Raw genomic sequence first — 25,983 nt, forward strand, 5'->3', positions numbered from 1 at the left:
TCGGCGGCGGGTCAGGAGCGCCCGGAGGCGAGCGGGCGCGTGCCGAGCGGTACGGTAGCGCGGTATTCGACCTGCGCGCCCCTGGAGTTACCCGTGACGACACCGAACCCCGGCGACCGCCTCACCCACGTCGACGAGCAGGGCGCGGCCCGGATGGTCGACGTCTCCGAGAAGGCCACCACCGTGCGCACCGCCGTCGCGGCCGGCCGGGTCCGGGTCTCCCCGAAGGTGGTGGAGCTGCTGCGCGGCGAGGGCGTGCCCAAGGGCGACGCCCTCGCGGTGGCCCGGATCGCCGGGATCATGGGCGCCAAGCGGACCCCGGACCTGATCCCGCTCTGCCACCCGATCGCGGTCTCCGGCGTCGAGGTCGACCTCGCCGTCGCGGACGACGCGGTCGAGATCACCGCCACGGTGCGGACCGCCGACCGCACCGGTGTCGAGATGGAGGCGCTGACCTCGGTGGCGGTCGCCGCGCTGACCGTGATCGACATGGTCAAGGCGGTCGACAAGGGCGCCGCCGTGGAGTCCGTCCGGGTGCTCGCCAAGACCGGCGGCAAGAGCGGCGACTGGTTCGCGCCGGAGGTGGCCGAGTGAAGGCGTCGGCCGGGCGGGCGCTGGCCGTCACCGTCTCCAACCGGGCCTCGGCCGGGGTGTACCAGGACAGCGGCGGCCCGCTGCTGGTGGCCGGCCTGACCGCGATGGGCTTCACCGTCGACGGCCCCCGGGTGGTGCCGGACGGCGAGCCGGTCGAGGCCGTGCTGCGCGAGGCGGTCGCGGCCGGCTACGACGTGGTGCTGACCACCGGCGGCACCGGCATCTCGCCGATGGACCTCACCCCCGAGATGACCGCCCGGGTGATCGACCGGCAGGTCCCCGGGATCGCCGAGGCCGTCCGCGCGTACGGCCGGGACAAGGTGGCGACCGCGGCGCTCTCCCGCGGGCTGGCCGGGCTCGCCGGACGTACCCTGATCGTCAACCTGCCGGGCTCGACCGGCGGCGTCAAGGACGGCCTGGCCGTCCTGGAGCCGCTGCTCGCCCACGCCGTCGACCAGCTCGGCGGCGGGGACCACCCCCGGCCCGACGCCCCAGCTTCCGGGAGAGCGCACTGAACGCCGGCTGGCCGGTAGAACTCCACGAGGGGGAGGTCGTGCTGCGCCCGATCCGGGCCCGCGACCAGCGCGAGTGGCAGGAGGTGAGCCGCCGCAACCGGGACTGGCTGCGGCGCTGGGAGGCCACCGTGCCGCCCGGCCCGGCGGGTCGGGCGGCGGGCCCGCGTCCGACCTACCGGCAGATGGTCCGGTTCCTGCGCGGCGAGGCCTCGGCCGGCCGGATGCTGCCCTTCGTGGTGCTCTACAAGGGCCAGCTGGTCGGCCAGTTGACCGTCGGGGGGATCACCTGGGGCTCGATGTGCTCGGCCAACGTCGGCTACTGGATCGACGAGGCGGTGGCCGGCCGGGGCATCATGCCGACGGCGGTGGCGCTTTCGGTGGACCACTGCTTCCGCACCCTCGGACTGCACCGGATCGAGGTCTGCATCCGTCCGGAGAACGGTCCGAGCCGCCGGGTGGTGGAAAAGCTCGGCTTCCGTTCGGAGGGAATCCGCCCGCGCTATCTCCACATCGACGGGGACTGGCGGGACCACCTGGTCTACGCCCTGACCGCCGAGGAGGTCCCGGAGGGGATGCTGGAGCGTTGGCGGGCGATCAGTTCCGGCCGCGAGTCACGTAATTGAATATCTGTTCGAATCAAATATCGATATGGCATCGGCGTGGTGGCGGACCGTCACAAACACCGGCAAAATAGTCGGAGAATCAGCTTGATCACACGACACGCCGCGCCAAATTGCTGCCGGGCCTTCCCCGGCGCCCGTACGGTGTGAATCGTGAGCAGTAGCGGCCTTATCTACGCCGTCATCGTAGGGGCCTGGGCCGCCTATCTGGTGCCGATGTGGCTCCGCAGGCAGGACGAACTCAACGAGGCGCGCCCGACGGAACGCTTCAGCACCGCCATCCGCCTGCTGGCCGGGCGTTCGGCGCTGGAGCGGCGGGCAGCCCGGGCCCTGGGCGACGAACCGCGTGACGACGAGCACAGCGACGACGGTCCTCCCGAACGGGACGCGGCCGCCTCCGGCGACCCCGCGGCCCGGGAGCCCGAACCCCCGGCGGAACGCCCGGTCGAACGGCCCGCCGCCGTGCGGCAGGGCGGCGCCGAGCGCCGGGCCCGGCTGCTGGCCCGCCGGCGCCGGATGGTCACCGCCCTCTTCCTGGCCTTCGCCCTCGGCGCGGTGGTCGCCGCGGTGGCCGGTCTCGCCTTCCTCTGGGTGCCGGCCGTCCCGGCACTCCTCCTCACCCTCTACATCGGCCACCTGCGCAAGCTGGAGCGGCAGCGGTACGAGGTGAAGCTGGACCGGTCCCGGGCCGTCCAGGCGGCCGAGCGGCTGCGCCAGCGCGAGCGGCAGCGGGCCGAGGCCCCGGTGGACGACCGGCCGACGGTCGAGGCCCCCGCCCCTGTGGAGCCGGACCAGGCCGCGCCCGCCGGGCAGCGGCCCGGCCGCCGGTCGCACCTGCGGCTGGCCGCCGACCCCGAGCAGCCCACCGTCGCGGCGTCCTCCGCCTCCGTGGTGGCGGAGGCGACCGAGCACGAGGAGTGGGTCGACGGCATGCGCGAGCGTGGCGCGGCCGGCCCGGACTCCTGGGAGCCGGTGCCCGTCCCGCTGCCGACCTACGTCACCGCGCCGGTCGCCCCCCGGGTGTCCCGCGGCGTCGACCTGTCGGCCCCCGGCACCTGGACCGCCGGGCGCCCCGCCGAGCCCCGCAGCACCCCGCTGTTCGACCAGTACGCCGAGGCCCCGGCCCCGGAGTCCCGCCCCCGCGCGGCCAACGAATGACCGCCGTGACCGCCCCCGACCAGGGGGGTGGTCACGGACCCCCTTCGAAAGGTGCTAGAGTTTCTTCTCGTTGGGGCTGTGGCGCAGTCCGGTAGCGCACCTCGTTCGCATCGAGGGGGTCAGGGGTTCGAATCCCCTCAGCTCCACCCAACGGATCGGCTCAGGCCGGTCCACCAAGTCCCGCCGGGAGTCAACTCCCGGCGGGACTTCGCGTTTTGCGGCCCGGAAGGCCCGGCGAGAGGGCTGGTGACCGAGGTCACACCGCTCCCACCAGGGCGGAAGCTGACGGACTTTGGAACTCAGGGGAGTCTCAGAGGGGTCGGTTATGGTGGTTGGGCCCAGACGGCGACGAGGGAACGATCTGGTCTATCTCAACGGGGTGCCATCGCGGTGCGCGAGTTCGGTCTGACACGGTGGACGCGGCGAGCGGACCCGGAGGGGCCCGACAGCGGCCCGACAGGCGGACGACCGAACTCCTGGACCGTCGCGGCGATCTGCGTCGCGGTGCTGTCGGTCGCGGCGTTCGTCATCCAGCGGCACCTGCACGGCGCGACCATGGTCGACATGCTCGTCTACCGGGCCGAGGGCCAGGCCGTCGTCAACGGCGACGACCTGTACGCGATGCGGCTGCCCGGCTGGGACCTCCCGGCCACCTACCCGCCGTTCGCCGCGATGCTGTTCGTCCCGAGCACCTGGTTCGGCGTGAGCACCCTGCGCGTCCTGGTGATGCTCGGCAACTACGCGCTGCTCGGTCTGTCCGTGCACCTGTCGCTCAAGCTGGCCGGCTGGCCCGCCCGGCGGTACCGCCCGGCCGCCGCGATCCTCGGCGCCGGCCTCGCGGTCTGGCTGGAGCCGGTCTACACCACCTTCCAGTACGGCCAGGTCAACCTCGCCATCCTGTGCCTGGTGCTGTGGGACCTCACCCGGTCCGACCGCAGCCGCACCAAGGGCGTGGGCATCGGCCTGGCCACCGCGATCAAGATCACCCCGGGGCTGTTCGCCGTCTACCTGTTCCTGACCGGACGGGTCCGGGCCGCGCTGGTCTCCATGGGCACCTTCCTGGCGGCCGGTTTGATCGGCTGGATCGTACTGCCGGACGGCTCGTACGGGTTCTGGACCAACTACCTGTGGGACCCGAGCCGGGTCGGCGTCACCGTGCTGGTGGACAACCAGTCGCTGCGCGGGGCCGTCTGCCGGCTGCTCGACGTCAACGACCCCGGCACGGTCGGGCTGATCGTCTGCGGGCTGGTGGGCGCCCTCGGACTGGGCGTGGCCGTGCTCGCCGGGCGCTCCACCCGGGTGCTGCGCCGGGCCGACGCCTGGGGCGGCGTCTGCGCCGCCTTCACCGCGCTGCTGGTCTCGCCGATCAGCTGGACCCACCACTGGGTCTGGTGCATCCCGCTGATCGCCCTGCTGGCCGCGGAGGCCAGGAACACCCGCCGCCGGGTGCTGCTCGGGGTGACGCTGGTGGTGTTCCTCTCGCACGTGATGTGGGCGGTGCCGCACCGCTGGGGCCGCGGCGTCGTCTGGTACTGGCAGCTGCCCGGCGCGATCTACCCGCCGCTGGCCATCGCCGTCCTGGCGGTCGTCGGCGTGCGGCTGTACCGGGCCCGGCGGCAGGCGGTCGACGCCTCGGCCGGCGCCTGGGCGCTGCTCGGCGCCAGGCTCGACGCCGCCCCCGATCCCGACCGCGACCCCGCCCTGACCAACCGGACCTGACGGACCAGAGACGGACCGGAGCCGACGTGACCACCCAGACCGCAAGCCCGCCGACGCCCCGTGCCGTCGTACCCGCCGCCCGCCGGGCCGCCGCCGCGCTGGGCTCGCCCGCGCGGCGCACCGTGCTGCTCAGCGTGCTGTGCTTCGCGGTGATGTGCGCGATCGGGATGCAGGGCTGGGCGTCCGTCTCGCTCGGCGGCTTCGACCTCGGCATCTTCGACCAGGGGATACGCGGCTACTCGCACTTCGGGCTGCCGGTCTCCACGCTGAAGTACTACCACCACGAGTTCCCGCCGGGGTTCTCGCTGCTCGGCGACCACTTCTCCCCGGTGCTGGCGCTGCTCGCGCCGCTGTACTGGATCTGGGACGACCCGCGCTCGCTGATCATCGGACAGGCGCTGCTGTTCGCGCTCGGGGTGCCGCTGATCCGCCGGATCGCCGCGCACGCCTTCGCCGCCGCCGAGCCGCGCACCGCCCGCCGGGCCGCCGACCTGGCCGGGCTGGTCTACGCGCTCGGCTGGCCGCTGCTGGTCGCCTCCCGGGTCGGCTTCCACGAGGTGGCGTTCGCCGTCCCGCTGATCCTGCTGCTGCTGGAGCGCGGGCTGGCCCGCCGCTACGGCACGGTGGTGCTGGCCGCGGTGCTGCTGTGCTGCACCAAGGAGGACCTGGGCCTGCTGGTCGGCGCGTACGGCCTGGTGCTGCTGCTGCGCACCCGGGGCACCGGGGACCGGGCCGGGCGGTTCACCGGGATCGGGCTGCTGCTGGGCGGGCCGATCGCCTCGGCGGTGGCGATCACCTGGCTGATCCCGGCGATGGGCGGCGAGCCGGGCTACTACTGGAACTACGACGCGCTCGGCGCCGACGGCGGCGAGGCGGTCCGCAACCTGCTGCACAACCCGTTCCTGCTGGTGCAGACCGCCTTCGACCAGCCGTTGAAGCCGCTGCTGCTGCTCTGGCTGTTCGGCACCATGTTCCTGCTGCCGCTGCGCTCGGCCACCGTGCTGTGCCTGGTGCCGCTGCTGGCCGAGCGGATCCTGTCCAGCAACCCCAACCACTGGTCGATCGCCCGGCACTACGACTCGATGCTCTGGCCGGTCCTGCTGACCGCGAGCCTGGAGGTGCTGGGGCGGCTGAGCAGCACCGGGCGGCCCGAGCGGACCCGTCGGCGGGCCCGGCTGCTGGGCCTGGGCACGGTCGGGGTGGCGCTGGTCGCGGCGGTGCCGATCGGGCTGCTGCAGCTCGCGGTGCCGTCCTCCTGGGAGCCCCGGGCGAGCGAGGCCGCGCTGGTCCGGGCGGCCGCGCTGATCCCGGACGGCGCCTCGGTGGAGGCGGACAACCAGATCGCGCCGCGGCTGACCGCCCGGACCGACGTGGTGCTGGTGGACGGGACGCCGCGCGGGCGCGCGTACGTGCTGATCCGCTCCGACAAGCGGTCCTTCCCGTTCACGACGGACAAGGAGCAGGCCGACCGGATCCAGCTGCTGCTGGCGCACGGCTACCGGCAGCTCTGGGCCGAGGACGGCGTGGTGCTGCTGCACCGGGAGGGCGACGAGCCGGTGCCCGGCGAGCACGTGCCCGGGCCGGGCAGCAAGCCGGTCCAGGACAAGGTGCCGACCGACGTGGGGCACAACCTGTTCAAGGGCTGACCCCGCCCGCGCGGACGATCACCACCGGGCAGGACGCGTGGCACAGGCAGTACTGGGCGACGGTGCCCAGCGGGACCTCCGGCGGGGTGCCGTGGCCGCGGTTGCCGAGCACCAGCAGCGCGGCGCCGGCCGCGGCGGTGACCAGGGCGGGGCCCGGCGGCCCGGCCTTGAGGTGGCGGCGCAGCGGGACGGCGCAGTGGGCCGCGGTCTCGTCCAGGATCCGGGCGGCCCGGTGCTCGGGCTCGAAGCCGTCCAGGGCGGGCGGCACGAGGCCGTGGTCGCCGTACAGGCAGGGGAAGTCCCAGACGGCCACCGCCTCCAGCGGGCCACCGGTGAGGCCGGCCAGGCGGGCCGCCCAGCGGGCGGCGGCCAGGGCGGGTGCGGAGCCGTCCACGCCGACCACGATCAGGCCGTGCGGCTGCATGCTTCGAGCGTAGACACGGCCGGGGGCCGGCCGGAAGGTCTCCGGCCGGCCCCCGGGGGCGTGGGTCAGGGGCGCTCGGCGTAGGACTGGTGCTGGTGCGAGCCCTGGGGCGGGACGGCGCCGTAGCGGCCGGGGCGGTGGCCGCGCGGGTGCCGGGTCAGGTGGAAGCCGAGGACGCCGGCCAGGGCGGCCAGGAAGCCGCCGCCGATGGTCCAGTACCAGCGGCTGTTCCAGCCGGAGAACCAGCCGGTGTACCAGTGCTGCTTCTCGGCGACCGGGGCCGCCGCCTTGGCCGTGCTCGCGCCGCCGCCGACCGGCGGGACCAGCGGGGCCTTCAGCTCGCCGCCCTCGGGCTGGGCGTTGTCGGCGTTGCCCTTGGCGGTGACGTGCAGCCGGGTGGTGGCGGCCAGGCCGAGGTCGGGCTGCGGGGCGTCGGTGACCGACAGCCGGACGTAGTAGGTGCCGGGCAGCGGGTCGCCGGACCACGGCTCGGCCCAGGTGCGGACCTCGCGCAGGGTGCAGTTGAGGGTCAGGGCGGTGGCGCTCTGGTCGCCGGTGGCGTTCTGGGTGCCGGCGGTGCAGGCCTGGCGGCGGCGCAGGCCGTCGAAGACCTCGACGGTCCAGGTCTGCGGGCCGTGCCGGTCGGCGGCGGGGGCCAGGTTGACGGTCAGGTTGATCGTCGGGGTCTGGCCCTCGGCGGCGCCGAACGCCCAGTACAGGTAGTCGCCGGTGGAGACGGCGACGTCGGCGTCCTGGCCGGGGGAGAGGTTGACCGCGGTCAGGAAGGAGGTGCCGGCCTTGGTGGCCGGGGCCGGGCTGCCGCTCGCGGTCGCGCTCGGGGACGGCGAGGCGGCGGAGGCGGCCGGGGCGCCCAACGCGAGGGTGGGCAGCGCGAGGGCGGGCAGCAGGGCGAGGGCGGCGAGGGCGCCGCGGATCGTCGTACGCATGGTCAGTTCTCCCGCCAGACGGCGATCCGCCAGCGTGCGATCCAGCCGGAGACCAGGCCGAAGGCCAGGCCGGCCAGGGTGAGGGTGAGCAGCAGGATCCAGCCGCGGCCGAGGCCCATCGCGGCGCCCTCGGGGGCGGGCGAGGCGGCGGCCAGGTCGACGGTCAGCTCCAGCGGCATGCCGGGGTCGGTGTGGACGCCGGCCTGCGGGGCCAGCGCGTTGCTGACGACCAGGCAGACGGTGGTGTCCGGCTTGTCCTTGGCCGAGGCGGTCGGGCTCGCGGTGACGTAGCCCTTGGAGTCGTCGGTGGACCAGCGCAGGCCGGTGGAGACGACGTCGGTGCGGGTGCTGCCGGCGTCGGTGCCGCGGACGAGTTCCTGGCCGGTGGCGCTGGTGGCCTGGAGCAGGACGCCGTAGTCGCGGGCCACCGCGCGGTCGAGTCCGACGCTGACCGAGGCGCGCAGCTCCTGGCCGGCCTTGACCGGGACCTTGTAGACGCGGTGCTCGGAGAACTTCTCCCGGTCGCTGTAGACGCCGGGGGCGAGCACCGGGGCGTTGTCGCACTTGTCGGTGCCGGTGGTCTTGACCGGGTTGACGGTGTAGGTGTCGTCGTTGCGGTCGATCAGCTGCTTCACCTTGTCGGTGAGCTGCTGTCCGGTGCGGACGTCGGTGTAGGTGCCGCCGGTGGCGTTGGCGATGCAGAGCAGCTGCTGGCGGGTCTTGTCGTCGTGGGCCAGGCCGAGGGTGTCGACCACCAGGTGGATGCCCTGGGCGGCGAGTTCGCGGGCCACGTCGCACGGGTCCGGCGGGGCGCAGTCGTCCTCGCCGTCGGTGATCAGGACGATCCGGCGGGTGGCGTCGCCCTTGCCGAGGTCCTGGGCGGCGCCGCGCAGGGCCAGGCCGATCGGGGTCCAGCCGGTGGGGCGCAGGGTGGCGACGGCGGTCTTGGCCTCGACCTTGTTGGTCCTGCCGACCGGGAACAGCTGCTTGGTGTCCTGGCAGCCGACGGTCTTGTCGTTGCCGGGGTAGCTGGCGCCGAGGGTGCGGATGCCGAACTCGGCCTCCGGGGGCAGGGCGTCGATCACCTCGTTCAGCGAGTTCTGGGCCACCGAGATGCGGCTCTTGCCCTGGATGTCGGCGGTGTTCATGGAGCCGCTGACGTCCAGGATCAGGTCGACCTTGGGGGCCTCCTGGGGTGCTGGGGTGGCGCCGGCTGAGGGTTCGTCGGCGTGGGCGGGCAGGCCGAGGAGCAGCGAGGCGCCCGTTATCGCCAGGGCGGCCAGCAGGCTGCCGAGCCTGGTGTGCGGTCGTCGTCCGGTATTCACCCGGTGATCCTAGGGATCATCAGTTCGTCGGGGCCAAACGGGGCCGGGCGGGCCGCCGGTTCGCTCCGGCGCGGGCTCCGGCGTGAACTCCGGTGCGGGGCGCGGCGGTTGCCGGGCGGGATGCTCACGGTGGCTTTACCGGGGCTGGATAGCCTTCGTGGGGATCCGATGGAGACGGGGTGGGGATGGAGCTGACCGCGGTCGGCAAGCGGTACGGGCGGGGCGGGCGGTGGGTCCTGCGGGACGTCGATCTGGCGGTCGGGCCGGGGGAGTTGGTGCGGATCGCCGGGGCGAACGGGAGCGGCAAGTCGACCCTGCTGCGGTTGGTGGCCGGGATCGAGCGGCCGAGTACCGGCCGGGTGGTGCGGTCCGGCGCGGCGGCGTACGTGCCGGAGCGGTTCCCGCCGGCGCTGCCGTTCGACGCCTCCGCGTACCTGCTGCGGGTGGGCCGGGTGCACGGGCTGTCGGCGGCGGTGGCGCGGCGGCGGGCGGGGGAGTGGCTGGACCGGTTCGGCATCGCGGACCGGGCGGGCACCCCGTTGAGCCGGCTGTCCAAGGGGACGTGTCAGAAGGTGGCGGTGGCGCAGGCGTTGATGTCCGAGGCCCCGGTGCTGCTGCTGGACGAGGCGTGGACCGGGCTGGACCCGGGGGCCCGGGCGGTGCTGGACGAGGCGGCGGTCGAGCGGGCGGCGGCGGGCGCGGCGGTGCTGTTCGTGGACCACGACCCGGACCGGCTGGCCGGGCGGACCGGTGCCGCCTACCGGGTCGGCCCGGACGGCGGGCTGCGGCCGGTGGCGGAGGGGCCGGGGCCGGTGGTGGCCGACGGGCCGGTGATGGAGGTCGAGGTGGAGCTGCCGGACGGCGTCGCGCTGCCGGAGCGGCTGCCCGGCGGGCCGGAGGCGGTCGCGCTGGGCGGGGCGCTGGTGCGCCTGGCGGTGCCGGCCGGTCACTCGGACGCGCTGCTGCGCGCTCTGCTGCTGGGCCGGCCGGGTGTGCGGGTGCTGGCGGTGCGTCGACGGGAGGGGGAGCGGTGCGGCGGCTCGGACCACTGACCCGGTACCACCTGGAGCTGCTGGTGCGCTCGCACGCCTGGCTGCCGCCGTTCCTGACGTTCGTGCTGCTGCTGGTGGTCGGGGTGTCTCCGGGGGATCCGCTGTTGGGCGGGCTCGGCTACGGCGCGGGGGTGCTGGTGCCGGTGAGCGCCTGGTACGTGCGCGGGGTGCTGACGGCGGAGCCGGCGGCGTCGCGGGCCTGTCTGGTGGCGGCGGCGGGCCCGGCGCGGGTGCACCTGGCGGCGCTGCTGGCGGCGTTGACGGCGGCTCTGCTGTCGGCGGTGGGCGCGGTGGCGGCGCTGTGGTGGACGAGTGGGCCGGTGGTGAACCCGGGGGCGGGGGCCGATCCGGGGGTCGGCCGGGCGCTGCTGGCCGGCCTGGCCGCCTCGGTGGTCTGTGTGCTGTCGGGGGTGCTGGCCGGGGCGGTGGCCAACCGTCCGGTGCCGGTCCGTTCGCCGTACGGGATCCTGGCGGCGCTGGGTCTGGCCGCGGCGGCGCTGGTGGTGCCGGTGTCGCCGGCCAACGCGGCGGTGCGCGGGGTGGTGACGGCGGCCCGGACCGGGCGGCTCTGCGTGCCCTGGGGTCAACTGCTGCTGTCCGTCGTGCTGGTGGCCGTGGTCGGGGCGGGGGTGGCGGCGTTGGCGGGGCGGCGGCCGGAGTGAGGGGCGGGGTGGGGGCCGGGGCGGGGGCCGTTCGGGGTGATCGCGACACCGGCGGACACACCGTGCCGAACTGCCGTACATATGGATAACGCTCGTTAGGGTGACGAACCTGGGCAGGGCCGCCGTCGCACCGGCGTCCGGTCCGCCCCGATCGGCATCCCCGCCTCCCCCCAGGACGGTCCGTGGCGACACCTTCCGCCGTGACGAGATCCCCGGCCCGGCCCGACCGGCCGGTGCCGACCCGGCGCACCACCGAGCTGGTGCTGGTGCTGGCGGCCGTGCTGATCGCCGTGTTCGGCTACGTCGGGGTCGGCGTCGACCTCGACGGCGAGGCGCCGGCCGACGCCGTCCAGTACGGGGCCGCGCTGGGTGTGCTCTCGCTCGCGGCGCACGCGGTGGTCCGCCGGCGGGCCCGGCACGCGGATCCGCTGCTGCTGCCGATCGCGGTGCTGCTCAACGGGATCGGCCTGGTGGTGATCTACCGGCTCGACCGGGCCACCCCGGGCCGGGAGGCCGCCTCCACCCAGCTGCTCTGGTCGGCGCTCGGGGTGGGGCTGTTCATCGCGGTGGTGCTGCTGGTGCGCGATCACCGGCGGCTGCAGCGCTACGCGCACGTCGGGGCGCTGGCGGCGCTGGTGCTGCTGGTGGTGCCGATCCTGTTCCCGCCGGTGTACGGCTCCCGGATCTGGATCGTGGTCGGGCCGCTCTCCTTCCAGCCGGGGGAGTTCGCCAAGATCCTGCTGGCCGTCTTCTTCGCCGCCTACCTGGCGGTGCACCGGGACGCGCTGGCGCTCACCGGCCGCCGGGTCTGGCGCTGGCAGCTGCCGCGCGGGCGGGTGCTCGGGCCGGTGCTGATGATCTGGGCGGCCTTCGTCGGGGTGCTGGTGCTGGAGACCGACCTCGGGATGTCGCTGCTGTACTTCGGGCTGTTCGTGGTGATGCTCTACGTGGCCACTGCGCGCACCGGCTGGATCGCGATCGGGCTGGGCCTGGCGGCGGTCGGCGCGGTGACGGTGGGTTGGCTCTCGCCGCACGTGCACAGCCGGGTGGTGGACTGGCTGGACCCGCTGGGCTCGATCGCGGCGGGCCGGGGCGCCAACCAGATCGCCCAGTCGCTGTTCGCCTTCGCCTGGGGCGGCGAGCTGGGCACCGGGCTGGGGAACGGGCACTCGGTGCTGATCGGCTTCGCCGCCAAGTCGGACTTCATCCTCGCCACCATCGGCGAGGAGCTCGGCCTGACCGGGCTGTTCGCGGTGTTCCTGCTGTACGCGGTGCTGGTCTCGCGGGGATTCCGGACCGGCATCGCGCTGCGCGACCCGTTCGGGCGACTGCTGGCGATCGGGCTGGCCGCGATCGTCGGCCTGCAGGTGTTCGTGGTGGCGGGCGGGGTGCTCGCGCTGATCCCGCTGACCGGGATGACCATGCCGTTCATCGCCCAGGGCGGTTCGTCGGTGGTGACCAACTGGATCATCGTGGCGCTGCTGGTGCGGATGAGTCACGAGGCCCGCAGGCCCGCGCCGGAGGTGGTGGGCTGATGGCGGCCGGCCCGTCCGGCGGCGGCCGGCCGCGGGGCAACGGCCCGCAGGGGCTGCCCGGGATCTCGGTCACCGGGCGCCGGGCGGCCACCTTCTGCCTGCTGCTGGTCGGGGCGCTGTGCGTGCAGGCCACCCGGGTGCAGGTGTTCGAGGCCCGGGACCTGGACCGGAACAGCGCCAACCAGCGGCTCGTCGTCGAGCGCTACGCCCGGCCGCGCGGCGACATCCTGGTCGGCGGCCGGGCGGTGACCGGCTCGCTGCCCACCGGCGGCCGGTACGCCTACAAGCGCACCTACACCGACGGCCCGACCTACGCCGCCGTCACCGGGTTCGCCTCCCAGGCGTACGGCAACAGCCAGCTGGAGGGCACCGAGGACGACCTGCTGACCGGCACCGACGGCCGGCTGGGCGGCTGGTCGCTCTGGGACGCCGTCTCCCGCCGGCAGAACCCCGGCGGGGACGTGTACACCACGATCGACCCGGCGGCCCAGCAGGCCGCGATGAACGGGCTCGGCGACCAGAAGGGGGCGGTGGCCGCGATCGAACCGGCCACCGGGCGGATCCTGGCGCTGGCCAGCACCCCCTCGTACGACCCGGGCGGCTTCGCCGGCTCCGGCAACGCCGACCAGACCGCCTGGAACCGGCTGCAGGCCGACAGCGACCAGCCGATGCTCAACCGGGCGCTGCGGCAGACCTACCCGCCGGGCTCGACCTTCAAGGTGGTCACCGCCGCCGCGGCGCTGGCGGCCGGGACGGTGACCGACCCGGACGCCCCGACCGCGGCGCCCTTCCCGTACGTGCTGCCCGGGACGACCACGCCGCTGGTCAACGACAACGCGGCCTGCGACCGGCCGGGGCTGTCGCTGGACACCGCGATGACCCTGAGCTGCAACAGCGTGCTGGGCTGGCTCGGGGAGCGGACCGGGCTGTCGAAGCTGGTGGCGACGGCGGAGGGCTTCGGCTTCAACGATCCGAGGCTGGACATGCCGGTGCGCCCGGCCCGCTCGAACGTCGACACCTCGATGGACCCGGCCCAGCTGGCGCTGTCCTCGATCGGGCAGTACGACACCGCGGCCACCCCGCTGGTGATGGCGATGGTCGCAGCCGGGGTCGCCGACAACGGGACGGTGATGCGTCCACAGCTGGTGGACAGGCTGACCAGGAGCGACGGCGGCACGGTGGAGCTGATGAAGCCGGCCGTGTACCGGCAGGCGACCAGCCCGGCGGTGGCCGGGCAGCTGCAGCGGCTGATGACCGACGTGGTGGAGAACGGCACCGGCGGCAACGCCCGGATCCCCGGGGCGGTGGTCGGCGGCAAGACCGGCACCGCCGAGCACGGGGCGGACAACAGCGGGACGCCGTACGCCTGGTTCATCGCCTGGGCCAAGCCGGCCGGCTCGGACGCGGTGCCGCCGGTCGCGGTGGCGGTGGTGGTCGCGGACAGTGACGCCACGGATGTGACCGGTGGTGCGCTGGCGGCCCCGATCGCCCGTGCGGTGATGCGGGCGGTACTGGGCCGCTGAGGCCAATCGACGGCGCTGAGCTGGACGTTTAGCGGATTGACCGATGATGCGACGGGTGCGAAGTGTCGGGTTTGTCATTGTCGATGCGACGATTCGTACAATGCGCCGATCGGTATTGTTTGTTTGCGACAATGGCGTTTTCGCGGGGTACTGTCCCATGTTTGTTCGGTTGGTCCCCGATGGCACCCCCCAGCGCCCCGGGTGACCGGCCCCTGGACACCCTCCCCCGCCCAGAAGGACTGCGGTTTTGGCCAGCAACACCCTCGGTGCGCGTCTGCTGCGACGCAAGCCCGTCACGACCCTGATCGCGGAGAGCGAGGGGCGCGGCCTTCCGGCCGGTGCCCCCGAGGAAGGCGGACGCTCCGGCATCCACCTGCGCCGCTCCATCGGCCTCTGGCAGCTGTCCGCGATCGGCATCGGCGCCACCATCGGCACCGGCATCTTCTTCGTGCTCAACACGGCGGTGCCCTCGGCCGGACCGGCGGTCATCCTGTCCTTCGTGATCGCGGCGGTCACCGCCGGGCTCACCGCGCTCTGCTACGCCGAGATGGCCTCGGCGATCCCGGTCTCCGGCTCCTCGTACTCCTACGCCTACGCCACCCTCGGCGAGGGCGTGGCCTTCGGCGTCGGCATCTGCCTGCTGATGGAGTACGGGGTCTCGGCCTCGGCGATCGCGGTGACCTGGGCCGAGTACCTGAACAAGTTCTTCGACCTGGCCTTCGGATTCAAGATCCCCGAGCAGCTGGCCGGGGCACCGGACAGCACCCACTGGTTCAACCTGCCGGCGCTGCTGCTGGTCGCCATGGTGTGCTTCCTGCTGATCCGCGGCGTCAGCGAGTCGGTCAAGGTCAACGCGGTGATGGTCGCGATCAAGATCGTCATCCTGCTGATGTTCATCGGTGTCGCGCTCACCGGCTTCAAGTCCGGCAACCTGACCCCGTTCATGCCGCTCGGCATCGGCGGCGTGCAGGTCGCCGCGTCCAGCATCTTCTTCTCCTTCATCGGCCTGGACGCGGTGTCCACGGCCGGCGAGGAGGTCAAGAACCCGCGCCGCACCCTGCCGATGGCGATCATCATCTCGCTGGTCGTGGTGACCCTGCTCTACATCCTGGTCGCGCTGGCCGGCATCGGCGCCCAGCCGTGGACCGAGTTCGACGGCCAGGAGGCCGGCCTGGCCCAGATCCTGCAGAACATCACCGGCCAGAGCTGGCCCGCGATGATCTTCGCGGTCGGTGCGATCGTCTCGATCTTCAGCATCACCCTGGTGGTGATCTACGGCCAGACCCGCATCCTGTACTCGATGGGCCGCGACGGCCTGCTGCCCAAGCGCTTCGCCGAGCTCTCCCCGCGCACCGGCACCCCGGTCTGGAACACCCTGGTGGTCGGGATCGGCGTCGGCGCGCTGGCCGCGTTCATCCCGCTGAACGTGCTGGCCGACATCACCAGCCTCGGCACCCTGATCGCCTTCTCGGTGGTCGCGATCGGCGTCATCGTGCTCCGCCGCACCCAGCCCGACCTGCCGCGCGGCTTCAAGGTCCCCGGCTACCCGGTCGTCCCGCTGATCAGCGTCGGCTTCTGCATCTACCTGATCACCGGCCTGCACGCCGACACCTTCCGGGCCGGCGCGATCGCCCTCGCCGTCGCCGTGGTCGTCTACTTCGGCTACAGCGTCAAGCACTCCCGGCTGGAGCGGGCCGGGAAGCAGGACGCCCCGGCCGACACCACGACGGGCTGACCCGGCTGTTATCCAATCGTGAAGGGCCGCCGTCCGGCATGACGGGCCGCGGCCCTACGCGCGTAGCGTCCCGAACGGGGTCCGAGGCGATGGCGACAGGGCCCGCTCGGCAGCCATAACCTTCCACCATGGTGAGCACCCGCACGCCCGGCTCCTCCCGCCCGCGCGGCCGCTTCACCGGCCGAACGAGAACGCCGGCCCAGACCACCGGCGCCGAACCGCCGTCCAGACCCGGACCGCCGTCGAGCACCACGCTGCCCCGGCCGTTCCCCCGGCAGCGTGGCGAGAGCACCTTTCCGCCTACGCCCGATCGGTGGAATCCCGCCCGACTCGCCTCGCTGCGCTGGGTCCAGCTGATCGGCTGCCTGATCGCGGCCGGCTGGGCCGCCGCCTTCCCGCTCGTCTCCGACCTGGACAACCAGCGGCTCTGGGGCCTGGTCGCCGCCCCGTCCTACGTCCTGGCCGGACTGCTCTGCCTCGTCCTGCCGCGCCGCTTCGCGGCCGAGGCCGCCGCCGTGGTCGCCCTGCTCGGGGCCGTCGTGGCACCGCTCGGGCTGCTCGCCGTCAACGGCCGGCACCAGTCCGAGGTGATGGTGGTCGAACGCTCCGCCCACCTGCTGCTCACCAGCGGTGACGTCTACCTCCCGCACCCGGTGGTGGTCACCGACTACAACCCGTACCTGCCGGCGATGTCCCTGTTCGGACTGCCGCGCCAGCTGCTCGGCAGCTCCACCGCGTTCGCCCGGGTCGCCGGGGACGCCCGGATCTGGTTCGCCCTCACCTTCGTCGTCTGCCTGCTGGCCGCCTGGCGGCTGCTGCGCCCCACCCGGGAGCGCGCGCCGCTGCTACCGCTGGCCATCCTCACCGCCTCGCCGCTGATCGCGCTCGCCCTGGCGGTCGGCGGGGTCGACCTGCCGCTGATCGGGGTCTGCTGCCTCGCCATGGCCCTCGCCGAACGGGACCGCACGGTCGCCGCCGGACTGGTGCTCGCCCTCGCCTGCAGCCTCAAGTGGACCGCCTGGCCGGCCCTGCCGGTCGCCGTCCTGCTGCTGTGGCGGCTGTACGGCCGCCGACCCGCCGCCCGCACCGCGCTGATCGCGACCGGGGTGAGCGCCGCGGTGCTGCTGCCCTCGATCCTCACCGAGCCGACGGCGCTGCGCGACCAGGTGGTGCGCTTCCCGCTCGGGATGACCGCGATCCGCACCCCGGCGGGCAGCCCGTTGCCCGGCAAGGTGCTGGCGGGCTTCGGGCCCACCGGACACACCGTCTCGCTGGCGCTGATGACCCTGGCCCTGATCGGGGTGGCGATCTGGCTGGTGGCCAGGCCGCCGGTCTCCGCGATCGCCGCCGCCGACCTGCTGGCCGGCGGGCTCGCCATCGCCTTCACGCTCGCCCCGGCCGGCCGGTTCGGATACCTGGCGCTGCCCGCCGTGCTGATGATCTGGCCCCGGCTGGCGGCCCGGCGCTGGAGCAGCCGCCGCCCGCTGCCGCCGAGCCGCGCGGCAGCGCCGGAGCCCGCGCTGCCGTTGTGACTCGCCCGCTCGCCTCCGGTGGTGCCTCGGGGCGGTGACTCGCCCGCTCGCCTCCGGTGGTGCCTCGGGGCGGAGAGCGCCCGCTCCGCCTTCGTGGCGGAGCGGGCGCAAGGAGTGCTCGGGGCGGGGCCTACTGCCGGGGGGCGCCGACCGCCTTGATCAGCGAGGCGACGGCCGGGCCGGCCGCGTCCACGCCGTGGCCGCCGCCCTGGACCTCGGCGGCGATCGCCAGGTTGCCGCGGAAGGCGGTGAACCAGCTGTTGGTGGTGGTCGCGCCCTGGACCTCGGCGGAGCCGGTCTTGGCGCCCGCCTTGTCGGTGATCCCGGACATCACCTGGCTGGCCGTGCCGCTGACCGCGGTGGCGTTCATCATCGCCCGCAGCTTGGTCGCGACGTCCGGCGAGATCTGCCGGGCGGCCTGCTGCTGCGGCAGCCCGGCGACCAGGATGGGCTGCTTGAACGCGCCGCTCTGGACGGTCGCCGTGACGGAGGCGATCGCCAGCGGGTTCATCTGGACCTTGCCCTGCCCGATGTAGTTCATCGCCTGCTCGTCCTTGCTGCCCGGGGCCACCGGGATCTTGCCGTCGGCGTTCGGCAGACCGGTCTTCCACTCCAGGCCGATGCCGTACACGTCCTTGGCCGTGTTGGCCAGGGTGTCGGGCTTGAGGCTGGTCAGGCCCTGGTTGATGAAGGCCGTGTTGCAGGACACCATGAAGTCCTGCTGGAGGGTGTTGTTCGGGAAGGCGCCCGGGAAGTCGTTCGGGATCGCCACCGGGTTGCTGCTCTTCTCGGGGCAGGCGACCGTGGTGTCCGGGTTGACCCCGGCCTCCAGCAGGGCCGTCGAGGTGAGGATCTTCATCGTCGAACCGGGGGCGAGCAGGCCGGTGAAGGCCCGGTTCTGGCCGTTGGCCGGGGCGTTGGCGAAGGCCAGCACCTGGCCGGTGCTCGGCTCGATCGCGACGATGGAGCCGGACTTGCCGCCCAGGTCGGTCATCGCCTTCTCGGCGGCCGCCTGGAGGGTGTTGTCGATGGTCACCTTGAACGGCTGGCCGGGCTTCGGCTCGACGATGGTGAACAGCTTGTCCGCGGCGGTCTTGCCGGCCGGGTCGGTGATGACCACCGCGCTGCCCGCGTCCTTGTCCTTGTTCGGGTCCGGCGGCAGCAGCTTGCGGGCGTTGTCCTGGAGGCTGGACATCAGTGCCGGGGTGAGCGAGGCGCCCTGCAGGGGCTTGCCGTTGCGGTCCACCACGGTGGACGGCGGGGCGAAGACCTGCTGGGTGGCGATGGTCTCGTTGCCGGACAGGTGCGGGTGGATCACCGAGGGCGCCCAGTGCACGGCCGGGGTGTTGTCGCTCATCTTCACGACGCCGAGGAAGCCGTTGTAGTCCCAGGCCCGGTTGGTGCCCTCGAACTCGGCGCGGGCCTTGAAGCCCATCAGCACGCCGGTGGGCCCGGCGGCGGCGGAGGGGGACGCCGAGTCGGTGGCGCCGGGGGTGGCGCTCGCGGACGGGTTCGTCGAGGCCGCACCGGTGGGCTTGGCCGGGCTCGGGGTGCCGGTGGCCGAGGCGAAGGCCTGCGGGGTGGCCGGACCGGCGGGGGTGAGGGTCAGCGCGCTCGGCTTCACCTGGTCCTTGAAGGCCGTCAGGGCGGTGGTGGCCGCGGCCGGGTCGTCGGTCAGCGAGGCCGCCTTGGCGATGTCGCCGGAGGCCCAGGCCGCCAGGAAGTCCTTCGCGCCGGCCGCCGCCTGATCGGCGGAGGGCGGTTCGGCGACCACGGTGCGGGGCTTCTTCGCGGAGGACCCGGAGTCCGAGCCGCCCATCAGGCTGTAGGCCCCGTAGCCGCCGCCCGCGAGGACGGCGATGGACACGCCGGTGATGATGCCGATCTTCGCGCCACTGCGCATGGTGCCAATCCCCCAGGGGTATCGCGGCCGGGCGCAACCGGCGGGGCCGGAAACGCGGTACGTCTCCCACCCTAGGCAGGCGGATTCGGCGCCCCGGCCGGAGGCTGGGGTCTTGTGACGGATCTGGTACGTGTCGTGGACCGGGTGCGGATGCTTCGGGGGAACCCTGTGCGGGCGCCCCGCGGGCCCGCCCGGGGCCTCAGATCCAGCTGTTGAACCACATCCGGCGGCGCCAGTCCTCCAGCGGGATGGTCTGCCCGGTGTACAGCGGGAAGAAGTACAGGAAGTTCCAGACGATCAGCAGCACCAGCAGCCCGGCCGTCGCCGAGCCGATGATCCGGCGGTCCCGGGAGGCGCCGGGCGGCCCGATCAGCGCGCCGATCAGCATCGTCACGGCGAGCACCAGGAAGGGGACGAAGACCACCGCGTAGAAGAGGAAGATCGTCCGCTGCTGGTAGAGGAACCACGGCAGGTAGCCGGCGGCCAGGCCGCACAGCAGGGCGCCGGCCCGCCAGTCCCGGCGGAACGCCCACCGCCACAGGCAGTAGACCAGCGCCAGCACGCCCGTCCACCACAGCAGCGGGGTGCCGATGCCCAGCACCTCGCGGGCGCAGTCGGCGACGGTGCAGCCGTCCTGGCCGAGCTTGGGGGACTCGTAGTAGAAGGACACCGGGCGGCCCAGCACCAGCCAGGACCACGGGTTGGACTGGTAGGTGTGCGGGTCGGTCAGGTGGGTGTGGAACTCGTAGACCGTCGAGTGGTAGTGCCACAGGGCGCGCAGGCCCTCGGGTATCCACGGGTAGTCGGTGGAGCGGCCGACCGCCCAGTCCCGGCCCCAGCCGCCCTGACCGGGCGCGGTGCTGCTGGCGAACCAGCCCCACCAGGAGGCCAGGTAGACGGCCACCGAGACCACCACGACCGACAGGAAGGCCGGCACCACGTCCCGGGCCAGCACCGCCAGGTACGGGCGGGGGGCGCCGGCCAGCCGGCGGGCGCCGACGTCCCAGAGCACGGTCAGCAGCCCGAAGGCCGCCGCCACGTACAGGCCGCTCCACTTGGTGGCGCAGGTCAGGCCGACGCAGACGCCGGCCGCGATCCGGTACGGGCGCCAGCCCAGGTTGATCCGCTGGGCGAGCGCCGCGTCCGCGACCCCGTCCAGCCGGGCGGCCAGCCGGGCCCGGGTGCGGTCGCGGTCCAGCAGCAGGAAGCCGAAGGCGGCGACGATCCAGAACATCACCACCAGGTCGAGCAGCGCGGTCCGGCTGAGCACCAGGTGCAGGCCGTCCACCGAGAGCAGCAGGCCGGCCACGCAGCCCAGCAGGGTGGAGCGGAACATCCGGCGGGCGATCCGGGCCAGCATCAGCACCGACAGGGTGCCGAGCAGGGCCACCGCGAACCGCCAGCCGAAGGGGTTCATCCCGAACAGCTGCTCGCCCGCGCCGATGATCCACTTGCCGACCGGCGGGTGCACCACGTACGAGGGCGTCGAGCGGTACGGGACGGCCGCGCCCGGCGTCATGATCGTGGTGTTGGCGTCCTCCGGCCAGTTGATCTCGTAGCCGCCGTGCCAGAGCGCGTAGGCGTCCTTGGCGTAGTACGTCTCGTCGAAGATGATCGCGTGCGGCTGGCCGAGGTTGCTGAACCGCAGCAGCCCGGCGAACACCGCCACCGCGATCGGGCCCAGCCAGCCGGACCAGCGGCACAGGAAGTACCAGAGGCCCTGCGGCAGCGCCAGGCCCAGGCGCAGCAGCAGCGGGGACTGCGGGACGTCCGGCGGCGTCACCCGGGGGCCGTCCGGCATCGGCGGGACCAGGCGCTCGGTGAGCGTCCCGGCGCTGCGGGCGCGGTAGCCGTACCCGGCCAGGCGCTCCCGCCAGGCCGCGGGTGAACCGGATGACCGGGATGACCAGGATGACCGGGGGGACGGCAGGCTGACACCGCCCCGCGCGGAGTGGTCCGTACCAGTGGGCGTCTGCGCCGCCTTGTCGCCGTTCATCCGCCACATCGTAGGGGCGCTCCTCGTACGGGTGAGCGATCCCTCGGAAGCTGCCCGAATCGTCACCAAAAGCTCCGGACGGCCCCAGGTGGAAGGATGGGGCCCGTGACAGGAGTACTGGTTCTCGCAGGCACCCCCATCGGCGACGTCTCGGACGCCCCGCCCCGGCTGGTCAATGAGCTGGCCACGGCGGACGTGATCGCCGCCGAGGACACCCGCCGGCTGCGCCGGCTCACCCAGGCGCTCGGGGTGACCCCGGCCGGGCGGGTCGTCTCCTACTTCGAGGGCAACGAGGTCGGCCGCACCCCCGAGCTGGTCGAGGCGCTGCTCGGCGGAGCCCGGGTGCTGCTGGTCACCGACGCCGGGATGCCCTCGGTCTCCGACCCCGGCTACCGGCTGGTGGCGGCGGCGGTCGCGGCGGACGTGAAGGTCACCGCGGTGCCCGGGCCGTCCGCGGTGCTCACCGCGCTCGCGCTGTCCGGCCTGCCGGTCGACCGCTTCACCTTCGAGGGCTTCCTGCCGCGCAAGAACGGCGACCGGGCCCGGCAGCTGGCCTCGGTCGCCGCCGAGCCGCGCACCATGGTCTTCTTCGAGGCGCCGCACCGGATCGCCGAGGCGCTGTCGGCGATGGCCGAGGCCTTCGGGCCGGAGCGGCCGGCGGCCGTGTGCCGGGAGCTCACCAAGACCTACGAGGAGGTCAAGCGCGGGCCGATCGGCGAGCTGGCGGCCTGGGCCGCCGAGGGCGTCAGGGGCGAGATCACCGTCGTGGTCGCGGGCGCCCCGCCGGCCGCGCCGCAGGAGCTGACCCCGGCCGAGCTGGCCCGGCTGGTGGCCCTCCGGGAGGAGGCCGGGGAGCGGCGCAAGGAGGCCATCGCGGCGGTCGCGGTCGAACTGTCCGTGCCCAAGCGGGACGTCTTCGACGCCGTGGTGGCGGCCAAGAAGGACGGCTTGGACGGGGCTTTGAAAAAGGGGTGAATTCCGGGGGGTGCGGGGCGGGCGGGGAGTCGTACCTTGGAGGGAAGGCCCCGGTAAACGCTCGCCGAGCTGAAGGTTCGGCCCCGGTTTCCGGGGTGCGGGAGGCCCTTCGTATAGGACTTCCCAACCCGCATCCAAGATTTCACAAGAGGGGCGTCACCCGGGGCGGTCCGGGCATTTCCTGGAATGGAAAGCCCCAGCCGGGCGAGCGCCCGACGGGCACTGGGAGTTGGCTATGAGCGACACGATCGGTAGCCCCCGCAGTGGCAACGCGCTGGGCGTCCCCGGGCTGGCCGGGGCGGCGCACACTCCCGTCGAGACCGTACGGGAGGCCTACTCCTTCGCCTGCCTGCGCTGCGGGTACGGCTGGGAGCAGGCGTACGACATCGAGCACCACGTGGCCAAGGACGGCCACATCGTGTTCGAGTACCACGCCAACGGCGTCCGGGTGCCGTCCCCGTTGCTCAAGCCGACCTGCCCGGGGTGCGGTGGCCACACCGTGCGGATCATGCGCGAGGGCCGGGTGGCCTCCGCCGACCAGTCCCGGCACCACGCCCCCGGCTACCCGGCGCACGCGGAGCCCGCGCCGGCCGCGCCGACCGAGTCGGCCGAGTCGGCCGGGGCGACCCCGGTGTCCGGGCCGCGCGGGCCCTGGGCCCGGTTCTGGGCGCGGCTGTTCGGCTGACCGCCCGCCACGGACCACCGGGGCCGCCCGCCGCGAGCAGTGCGGCGGGCGGCCCCGGTCTCGTGCGGCGCGGGTGCGGCGCGGGTGCGGGTGTGCGCGGGTGCGGGTGTGGGCGGTGCGACGGGCGGTGCGGACGCGTGCGGCGGTAATGCGGTCGAGTCGTGTGTTCGGGCCCGACTAAGCTTTCCGACCATGGCGGCCACTGCAGACCACAGCACCACCGGGGCGAGCGCCCCGGCGTACTACGTTTCCACCCCGATCTACTACGTCAACGACCGTCCCCACCTGGGCCACGCGTACACCACCGTGGCGGGCGACGTCCTCACCCGCTGGCACCGCCAGCGCGGCGAGAAGGTGTGGTACCTGACCGGCACCGACGAGCACGGTCAGAAGATCATGCGGACCGCCGAGGCCAACGGCGTCAGCCCGCAGGAGTGGTGCGACAAGCTGGTCGAGGAGGCCTGGAAGCCGCTCTGGCAGCACCTGGAGATCGCCAACGACGACTTCATCCGCACCACCGAGGAGCGGCACACCGCCCGGGTGCAGGAGTTCGTCCAGGACCTGTTCGACAAGGGCGAGATCTACAAGGGCGGCTACTCCGGCCCGTACTGCGTCGGCTGCGAGGAGTTCAAGCTCCCCGCCGAACTGCTCGACGGCGCCACCGAGGACGAGAAGCTCTGCGCCGTGCACAAGCGGCCGGTCGAGTGGCTGGAGGAGGAGAACTACTTCTTCCGGCTCTCCGCCTACGCCGAGCGGCTGCTGGAGTTCTACGCCGCCAACCCGGACTTCATCCAGCCGGCCTCGGCCCGCAACGAGGTGCTGCGCTTCGTCGAGCAGGACCTCAAGGACCTCTCGATCTCCCGCTCCACCTTCGACTGGGGCGTGCCGCTGCCCTGGGACGAGAAGCACGTCCTCTACGTGTGGGTGGACGCGCTGCAGAACTACATCACCGCGGCCGGCTACGGCAGCGACCCGGAGCGCTTCGCCGAGCTGTGGCCGGCCTCCGTCCACCTGGTCGGCAAGGACATCCTGCGCTTCCACGCGGTGATCTGGCCGGCCATGCTGATGGCCGCGGGCCTGCCGCTGCCCAAGCGGGTCGTCGCCAACGGCTGGCTGATGGTCGGCGGCGAGAAGATGTCCAAGTCCAACCTGACCGGCATCGCGCCCACCGACCTGACCTCGCACTTCGGCGTGGACGCGTACCGCTACTACTTCCTGCGGGCGATCCCGTTCGGCACGGACGGCTCGTTCTCCTGGGAGGACTTCACCGCCCGGTACACCTCCGAGCTCGCCAACGACTTCGGCAACCTGGCCTCCCGGGTCGCCGCGATGGTCGGCAAGTACTTCGGCGGGGCGCTGCCCGCTGCGGTCGCGCACGGTGACGCCGAGCAGGCCGTCGCAGACGGGCTGGCCGCGGCCGTCGCCGCCGCCGACCTGAAGATCGGCGAGGAGCTGGACTTCGCCGGCGGCCTCGCGGCGATCTTCGAGTTCGTCAAGCAGGTCAACGGCTACCTCACCATCCAGGAGCCGTGGAAGGTCGCCAAGGACGAGTCGGAGGAGGGCAAGGCCCGGCTGGCCACCATCCTCTACACCGCGGCCGAGGCGCTGCGCGGCACCGCCGTGCTGCTCAACCCGGTGATGCCGTCCACCGCCGAGAAGCTGTGGGCCTCGCTGGGCGCCGCCGAGGGCCTCGGCGCGCTCGCCGGGCAGCGCGTCGCCACCGCCGGCGACTGGGGCCTGCTGCCCGCCGGTGCCACCGTCACCAAGGGCGACATCCTGTTCCCGCGTCTCGAAGAGAAGCCGGCCGCCTGACATGGCCAAGAAGGACGACGACCGGTCGACCCCGCCGCCGCTGCCGGAACCCCTGGCCGTGGCGGTGGCCGACTCGCACACCCACCTCGACATGCAGACCGGCACCCCGGCGGAGGGGCTCGCCCGGGCCGCCTCGGTCGGGGTCACCACGGTGGTCCAGGTGGGCTGCGACGTGCCCGGTTCGCGCTGGGCCGCCGAGCTGGCGGCGCAGTACGAGCAGGTGCACGCGGCCGTCGCCCTGCACCCCAACGAGGCGCCGCGGATCTTCCTCGGCGACCCGGACGGCTGGTCCGGGCAGCGGCGGCCCGGCGGCGGGCAGGCGGCGCTGGACGAGGCGCTCGCCGAGATCGACGCGCTGGCCGCGCTCCCGCAGGTCCTCGCCGTGGGCGAGACCGGCCTGGACTACTTCCGCACCGGGCCGGAGGGGGTGGAGATCCAGAAGGAGTCGTTCCGCCGCCACATCGAGATGGCCAAGCGGCACGGCAAGGCGCTGGTCATCCACGACCGCGACGCCCACGAGGACGTCATCGCGGTGCTGCTCGCCGAGGGCGCCCCGGAGCGGACCGTCTTCCACTGCTACTCGGGCGACGCCGAGATGGCGAAGGTCTGCGCCGAGCACGGCTGGTACCTGTCCTTCGCCGGACCGGTCACCTTCAAGGCCAACCAGCCGCTGCGGGACGCCCTGCTGGCCACCCCGCTCGACCGCGTCCTGGTCGAGACCGACGCCCCCTTCCTCACCCCGCACCCCTATCGGGGGCGGCCGAACGCGCCGTACCTCATCCCGGTCACGGTCCGCTCGATGGCCGCCACCCTGGGGCTGCCCGAGGACGAGCTGTCGGCGGCGATCGCGGCGAACACGGCGCGGGCCTTCGGGTACTGAGCTCCGGGCTTCGCCGGTCGAACGGATTCGTGGTTCCGGAGAAACGGTTCGGCACTCCTGATCGCTGCCTAGGCTGGCTAGCATGAGTGCAGTGAGGGAGGTGGCGATGACCGCCGAGCCGATCAACGGACCCGTCGACGATCACCGTGACCGGGCTGAATGGCCTGACTGGATGCATGCGCTGTTTCGGTACTGGACCTACGAGCAGGCCAAGAACCTCGATCTGCCGTTCGATTGGGATCTGGTGGACGGAGTCATCGTGGTCCGAGGGCAGACGAATCAGTGGCATGACCAGGTACGGGACGAGTTGTATTCGGCTCTCCGTGCTGTGCGGGTCCCGCCGTACGCGGCCAATGTCGAGCGTTGTGTGCTGCTGGACAAGGACAACACGACCAAGCCCGATGTGGTCGTGTTCGACAAGACCGGGCTCGACGTCTTCGAGCTGGAGTGCGTTCCGCCTGAGGCGGTGGTTCTTGCCGTCGAGGTCGTATCGCACGGCACCCGGGTGAACGACCGCTTTCGCAAGCCCGGCCAGTACGCGGAGAAGAAGATCCCCTACTACTGGCGGGTCGAGCGCGGCATCGACAACCTGCCGATCGTCCACGAGTTCCACCGGGACGAGGAGAAGGGCGTCTACCTGCCCGTCGAGCAGCACGAGGGAGTGCTTCGCACCTCGGTCCCGTACCCCGTGGAGATCGACCTCGCCGCGGTGGTCGAACTCTGAGCGCCTCCGGCGCCCGTATCC

The 25,983-nt window shown here is 73.3% G+C and carries 22 protein-coding genes and 1 tRNA gene; 18 read left to right on the forward strand and 5 right to left on the reverse strand.

Annotated features, from left to right (window positions below):
- Positions 1-153: 153 nt before the first annotated feature.
- The 7 genes from moaC to ACIP4P_RS38900 all read left to right on the forward strand — a co-directional run bounded on the left by moaC (position 154) and on the right by ACIP4P_RS38900 (position 6,252).
- Positions 154-594 carry a cyclic pyranopterin monophosphate synthase MoaC gene (gene moaC, locus ACIP4P_RS38870; RefSeq protein WP_400927481.1) on the forward strand — a complete coding sequence of 147 codons (441 nt, stop codon included), beginning with the start codon at positions 154-156 and terminating at the stop codon, positions 592-594.
- The gene (locus tag ACIP4P_RS38875; protein ID WP_350515380.1) at positions 591-1,109 is read left to right on the forward strand and encodes a MogA/MoaB family molybdenum cofactor biosynthesis protein; all 519 of its coding nucleotides are present in this window, start codon (positions 591-593) and stop codon (positions 1,107-1,109) included. Before moaC ends, ACIP4P_RS38875 begins: the two co-directional genes overlap by 4 nt.
- A complete protein-coding gene (locus ACIP4P_RS38880) occupies positions 1,106-1,732 on the forward strand; it encodes a GNAT family protein (protein ID WP_350515418.1) in 627 nt (208 codons plus the stop codon). The genes ACIP4P_RS38875 and ACIP4P_RS38880 overlap by 4 nt, the downstream gene beginning before the upstream one ends.
- 150 nt (positions 1,733-1,882) lie before the next feature.
- Entirely contained in the window at positions 1,883-2,887 is a 1,005-nt protein-coding gene (locus ACIP4P_RS38885) for a hypothetical protein (RefSeq protein WP_400927349.1), read from the forward strand.
- 72 nt (positions 2,888-2,959) lie between these two features.
- A tRNA-Ala gene (locus tag ACIP4P_RS38890) sits at positions 2,960-3,033 on the forward strand.
- A 244-nt stretch (positions 3,034-3,277) separates the two neighbouring features.
- A complete protein-coding gene (locus ACIP4P_RS38895; protein WP_400927352.1) occupies positions 3,278-4,606 on the forward strand; it encodes a glycosyltransferase 87 family protein in 1,329 nt (442 codons plus the stop codon).
- Between the two features lie 26 nt (positions 4,607-4,632).
- Positions 4,633-6,252, forward strand: a complete 1,620-nt coding sequence (locus ACIP4P_RS38900; protein WP_400927355.1) for a DUF2079 domain-containing protein — start codon at positions 4,633-4,635, stop codon at positions 6,250-6,252.
- Here the strand turns inward: ACIP4P_RS38900 and ACIP4P_RS38905 are convergent.
- The 3 genes from ACIP4P_RS38905 to ACIP4P_RS38915 all read right to left on the reverse strand — a co-directional run bounded on the left by ACIP4P_RS38905 (position 6,242) and on the right by ACIP4P_RS38915 (position 8,948).
- Positions 6,242-6,676: a universal stress protein gene (locus ACIP4P_RS38905; protein WP_350515376.1), complete on the reverse strand. Its 435-nt coding sequence runs from the start codon at positions 6,674-6,676 to the stop codon at positions 6,242-6,244. The genes ACIP4P_RS38900 and ACIP4P_RS38905 overlap by 11 nt on opposite strands.
- A 65-nt stretch (positions 6,677-6,741) precedes the next feature.
- A complete protein-coding gene (locus tag ACIP4P_RS38910) occupies positions 6,742-7,623 on the reverse strand; it encodes a peptidase (RefSeq protein ID WP_400927359.1) in 882 nt (293 codons plus the stop codon).
- Positions 7,624-7,625: 2 nt separating this feature from the next.
- Positions 7,626-8,948 (reverse strand): VWA domain-containing protein, encoded by a 1,323-nt coding sequence (locus ACIP4P_RS38915; protein ID WP_350515374.1) that lies wholly within the window; start codon positions 8,946-8,948, stop codon positions 7,626-7,628.
- Between the two features lie 185 nt (positions 8,949-9,133).
- Between ACIP4P_RS38915 and ACIP4P_RS38920 the strand changes: the two genes are divergently transcribed.
- The 6 genes from ACIP4P_RS38920 (at position 9,134) to ACIP4P_RS38945 (ending at position 16,987) form a co-directional block, all read left to right on the forward strand.
- The gene (locus ACIP4P_RS38920) at positions 9,134-10,000 is read left to right on the forward strand and encodes an ATP-binding cassette domain-containing protein (RefSeq protein ID WP_400927363.1); all 867 of its coding nucleotides are present in this window, start codon (positions 9,134-9,136) and stop codon (positions 9,998-10,000) included.
- Entirely contained in the window at positions 9,979-10,662 is a 684-nt protein-coding gene (locus ACIP4P_RS38925; protein WP_400927366.1) for an ABC transporter, read from the forward strand. Before ACIP4P_RS38920 ends, ACIP4P_RS38925 begins: the two co-directional genes overlap by 22 nt.
- 200 nt (positions 10,663-10,862) lie before the next feature.
- On the forward strand, positions 10,863-12,197 hold the full coding sequence (locus ACIP4P_RS38930; protein ID WP_400927369.1) for an FtsW/RodA/SpoVE family cell cycle protein: 1,335 nt from the start codon (positions 10,863-10,865) through the stop codon (positions 12,195-12,197).
- Entirely contained in the window at positions 12,197-13,720 is a 1,524-nt protein-coding gene (locus ACIP4P_RS38935) for a penicillin-binding transpeptidase domain-containing protein (protein WP_400927372.1), read from the forward strand. The genes ACIP4P_RS38930 and ACIP4P_RS38935 overlap by 1 nt, the downstream gene beginning before the upstream one ends.
- A 247-nt stretch (positions 13,721-13,967) precedes the next feature.
- Complete coding sequence (locus ACIP4P_RS38940) at positions 13,968-15,455, forward strand: amino acid permease (protein ID WP_400927375.1); 1,488 nt, start codon at positions 13,968-13,970, stop codon at positions 15,453-15,455.
- 128 nt (positions 15,456-15,583) lie between these two features.
- Positions 15,584-16,987 carry a glycosyltransferase 87 family protein gene (locus ACIP4P_RS38945; protein ID WP_400927378.1) on the forward strand — a complete coding sequence of 468 codons (1,404 nt, stop codon included), beginning with the start codon at positions 15,584-15,586 and terminating at the stop codon, positions 16,985-16,987.
- A 130-nt stretch (positions 16,988-17,117) separates the two neighbouring features.
- On the opposite strand, the gene ACIP4P_RS38950 is transcribed toward ACIP4P_RS38945, so the two are convergent.
- Both ACIP4P_RS38950 and ACIP4P_RS38955 read right to left on the reverse strand, forming a co-directional pair.
- The gene (locus ACIP4P_RS38950) at positions 17,118-18,890 is read right to left on the reverse strand and encodes a penicillin-binding transpeptidase domain-containing protein (RefSeq protein WP_400927381.1); all 1,773 of its coding nucleotides are present in this window, start codon (positions 18,888-18,890) and stop codon (positions 17,118-17,120) included.
- Between the two features lie 199 nt (positions 18,891-19,089).
- A complete protein-coding gene (locus ACIP4P_RS38955) occupies positions 19,090-20,886 on the reverse strand; it encodes a dolichyl-phosphate-mannose--protein mannosyltransferase (protein ID WP_400927384.1) in 1,797 nt (598 codons plus the stop codon).
- A gap of 105 nt (positions 20,887-20,991) precedes the next feature.
- Between ACIP4P_RS38955 and rsmI the strand changes: the two genes are divergently transcribed.
- From rsmI to ACIP4P_RS38980, 5 genes are all read left to right on the forward strand, one after another.
- Positions 20,992-21,861: a 16S rRNA (cytidine(1402)-2'-O)-methyltransferase gene (gene rsmI / locus ACIP4P_RS38960; RefSeq protein WP_400927387.1), complete on the forward strand. Its 870-nt coding sequence runs from the start codon at positions 20,992-20,994 to the stop codon at positions 21,859-21,861.
- Positions 21,862-22,096: 235 nt separating this feature from the next.
- Entirely contained in the window at positions 22,097-22,546 is a 450-nt protein-coding gene (locus ACIP4P_RS38965; RefSeq protein ID WP_400927390.1) for a hypothetical protein, read from the forward strand.
- Positions 22,547-22,738: 192 nt separating this feature from the next.
- Complete coding sequence (gene metG, locus ACIP4P_RS38970) at positions 22,739-24,358, forward strand: methionine--tRNA ligase (RefSeq protein WP_400927393.1); 1,620 nt, start codon at positions 22,739-22,741, stop codon at positions 24,356-24,358.
- A gap of 1 nt (position 24,359) precedes the next feature.
- On the forward strand, positions 24,360-25,238 hold the full coding sequence (locus ACIP4P_RS38975) for a TatD family hydrolase (protein WP_350515362.1): 879 nt from the start codon (positions 24,360-24,362) through the stop codon (positions 25,236-25,238).
- Positions 25,239-25,344: 106 nt separating this feature from the next.
- Positions 25,345-25,962 (forward strand): Uma2 family endonuclease, encoded by a 618-nt coding sequence (locus ACIP4P_RS38980; RefSeq protein WP_400927397.1) that lies wholly within the window; start codon positions 25,345-25,347, stop codon positions 25,960-25,962.
- Positions 25,963-25,983: the final 21 nt, after the last annotated feature.

Origin of the sequence: Kitasatospora sp. NPDC089509 (assembly GCF_044749365.1) — a bacterium.
GTDB lineage: Bacteria > Actinomycetota > Actinomycetes > Streptomycetales > Streptomycetaceae > Kitasatospora.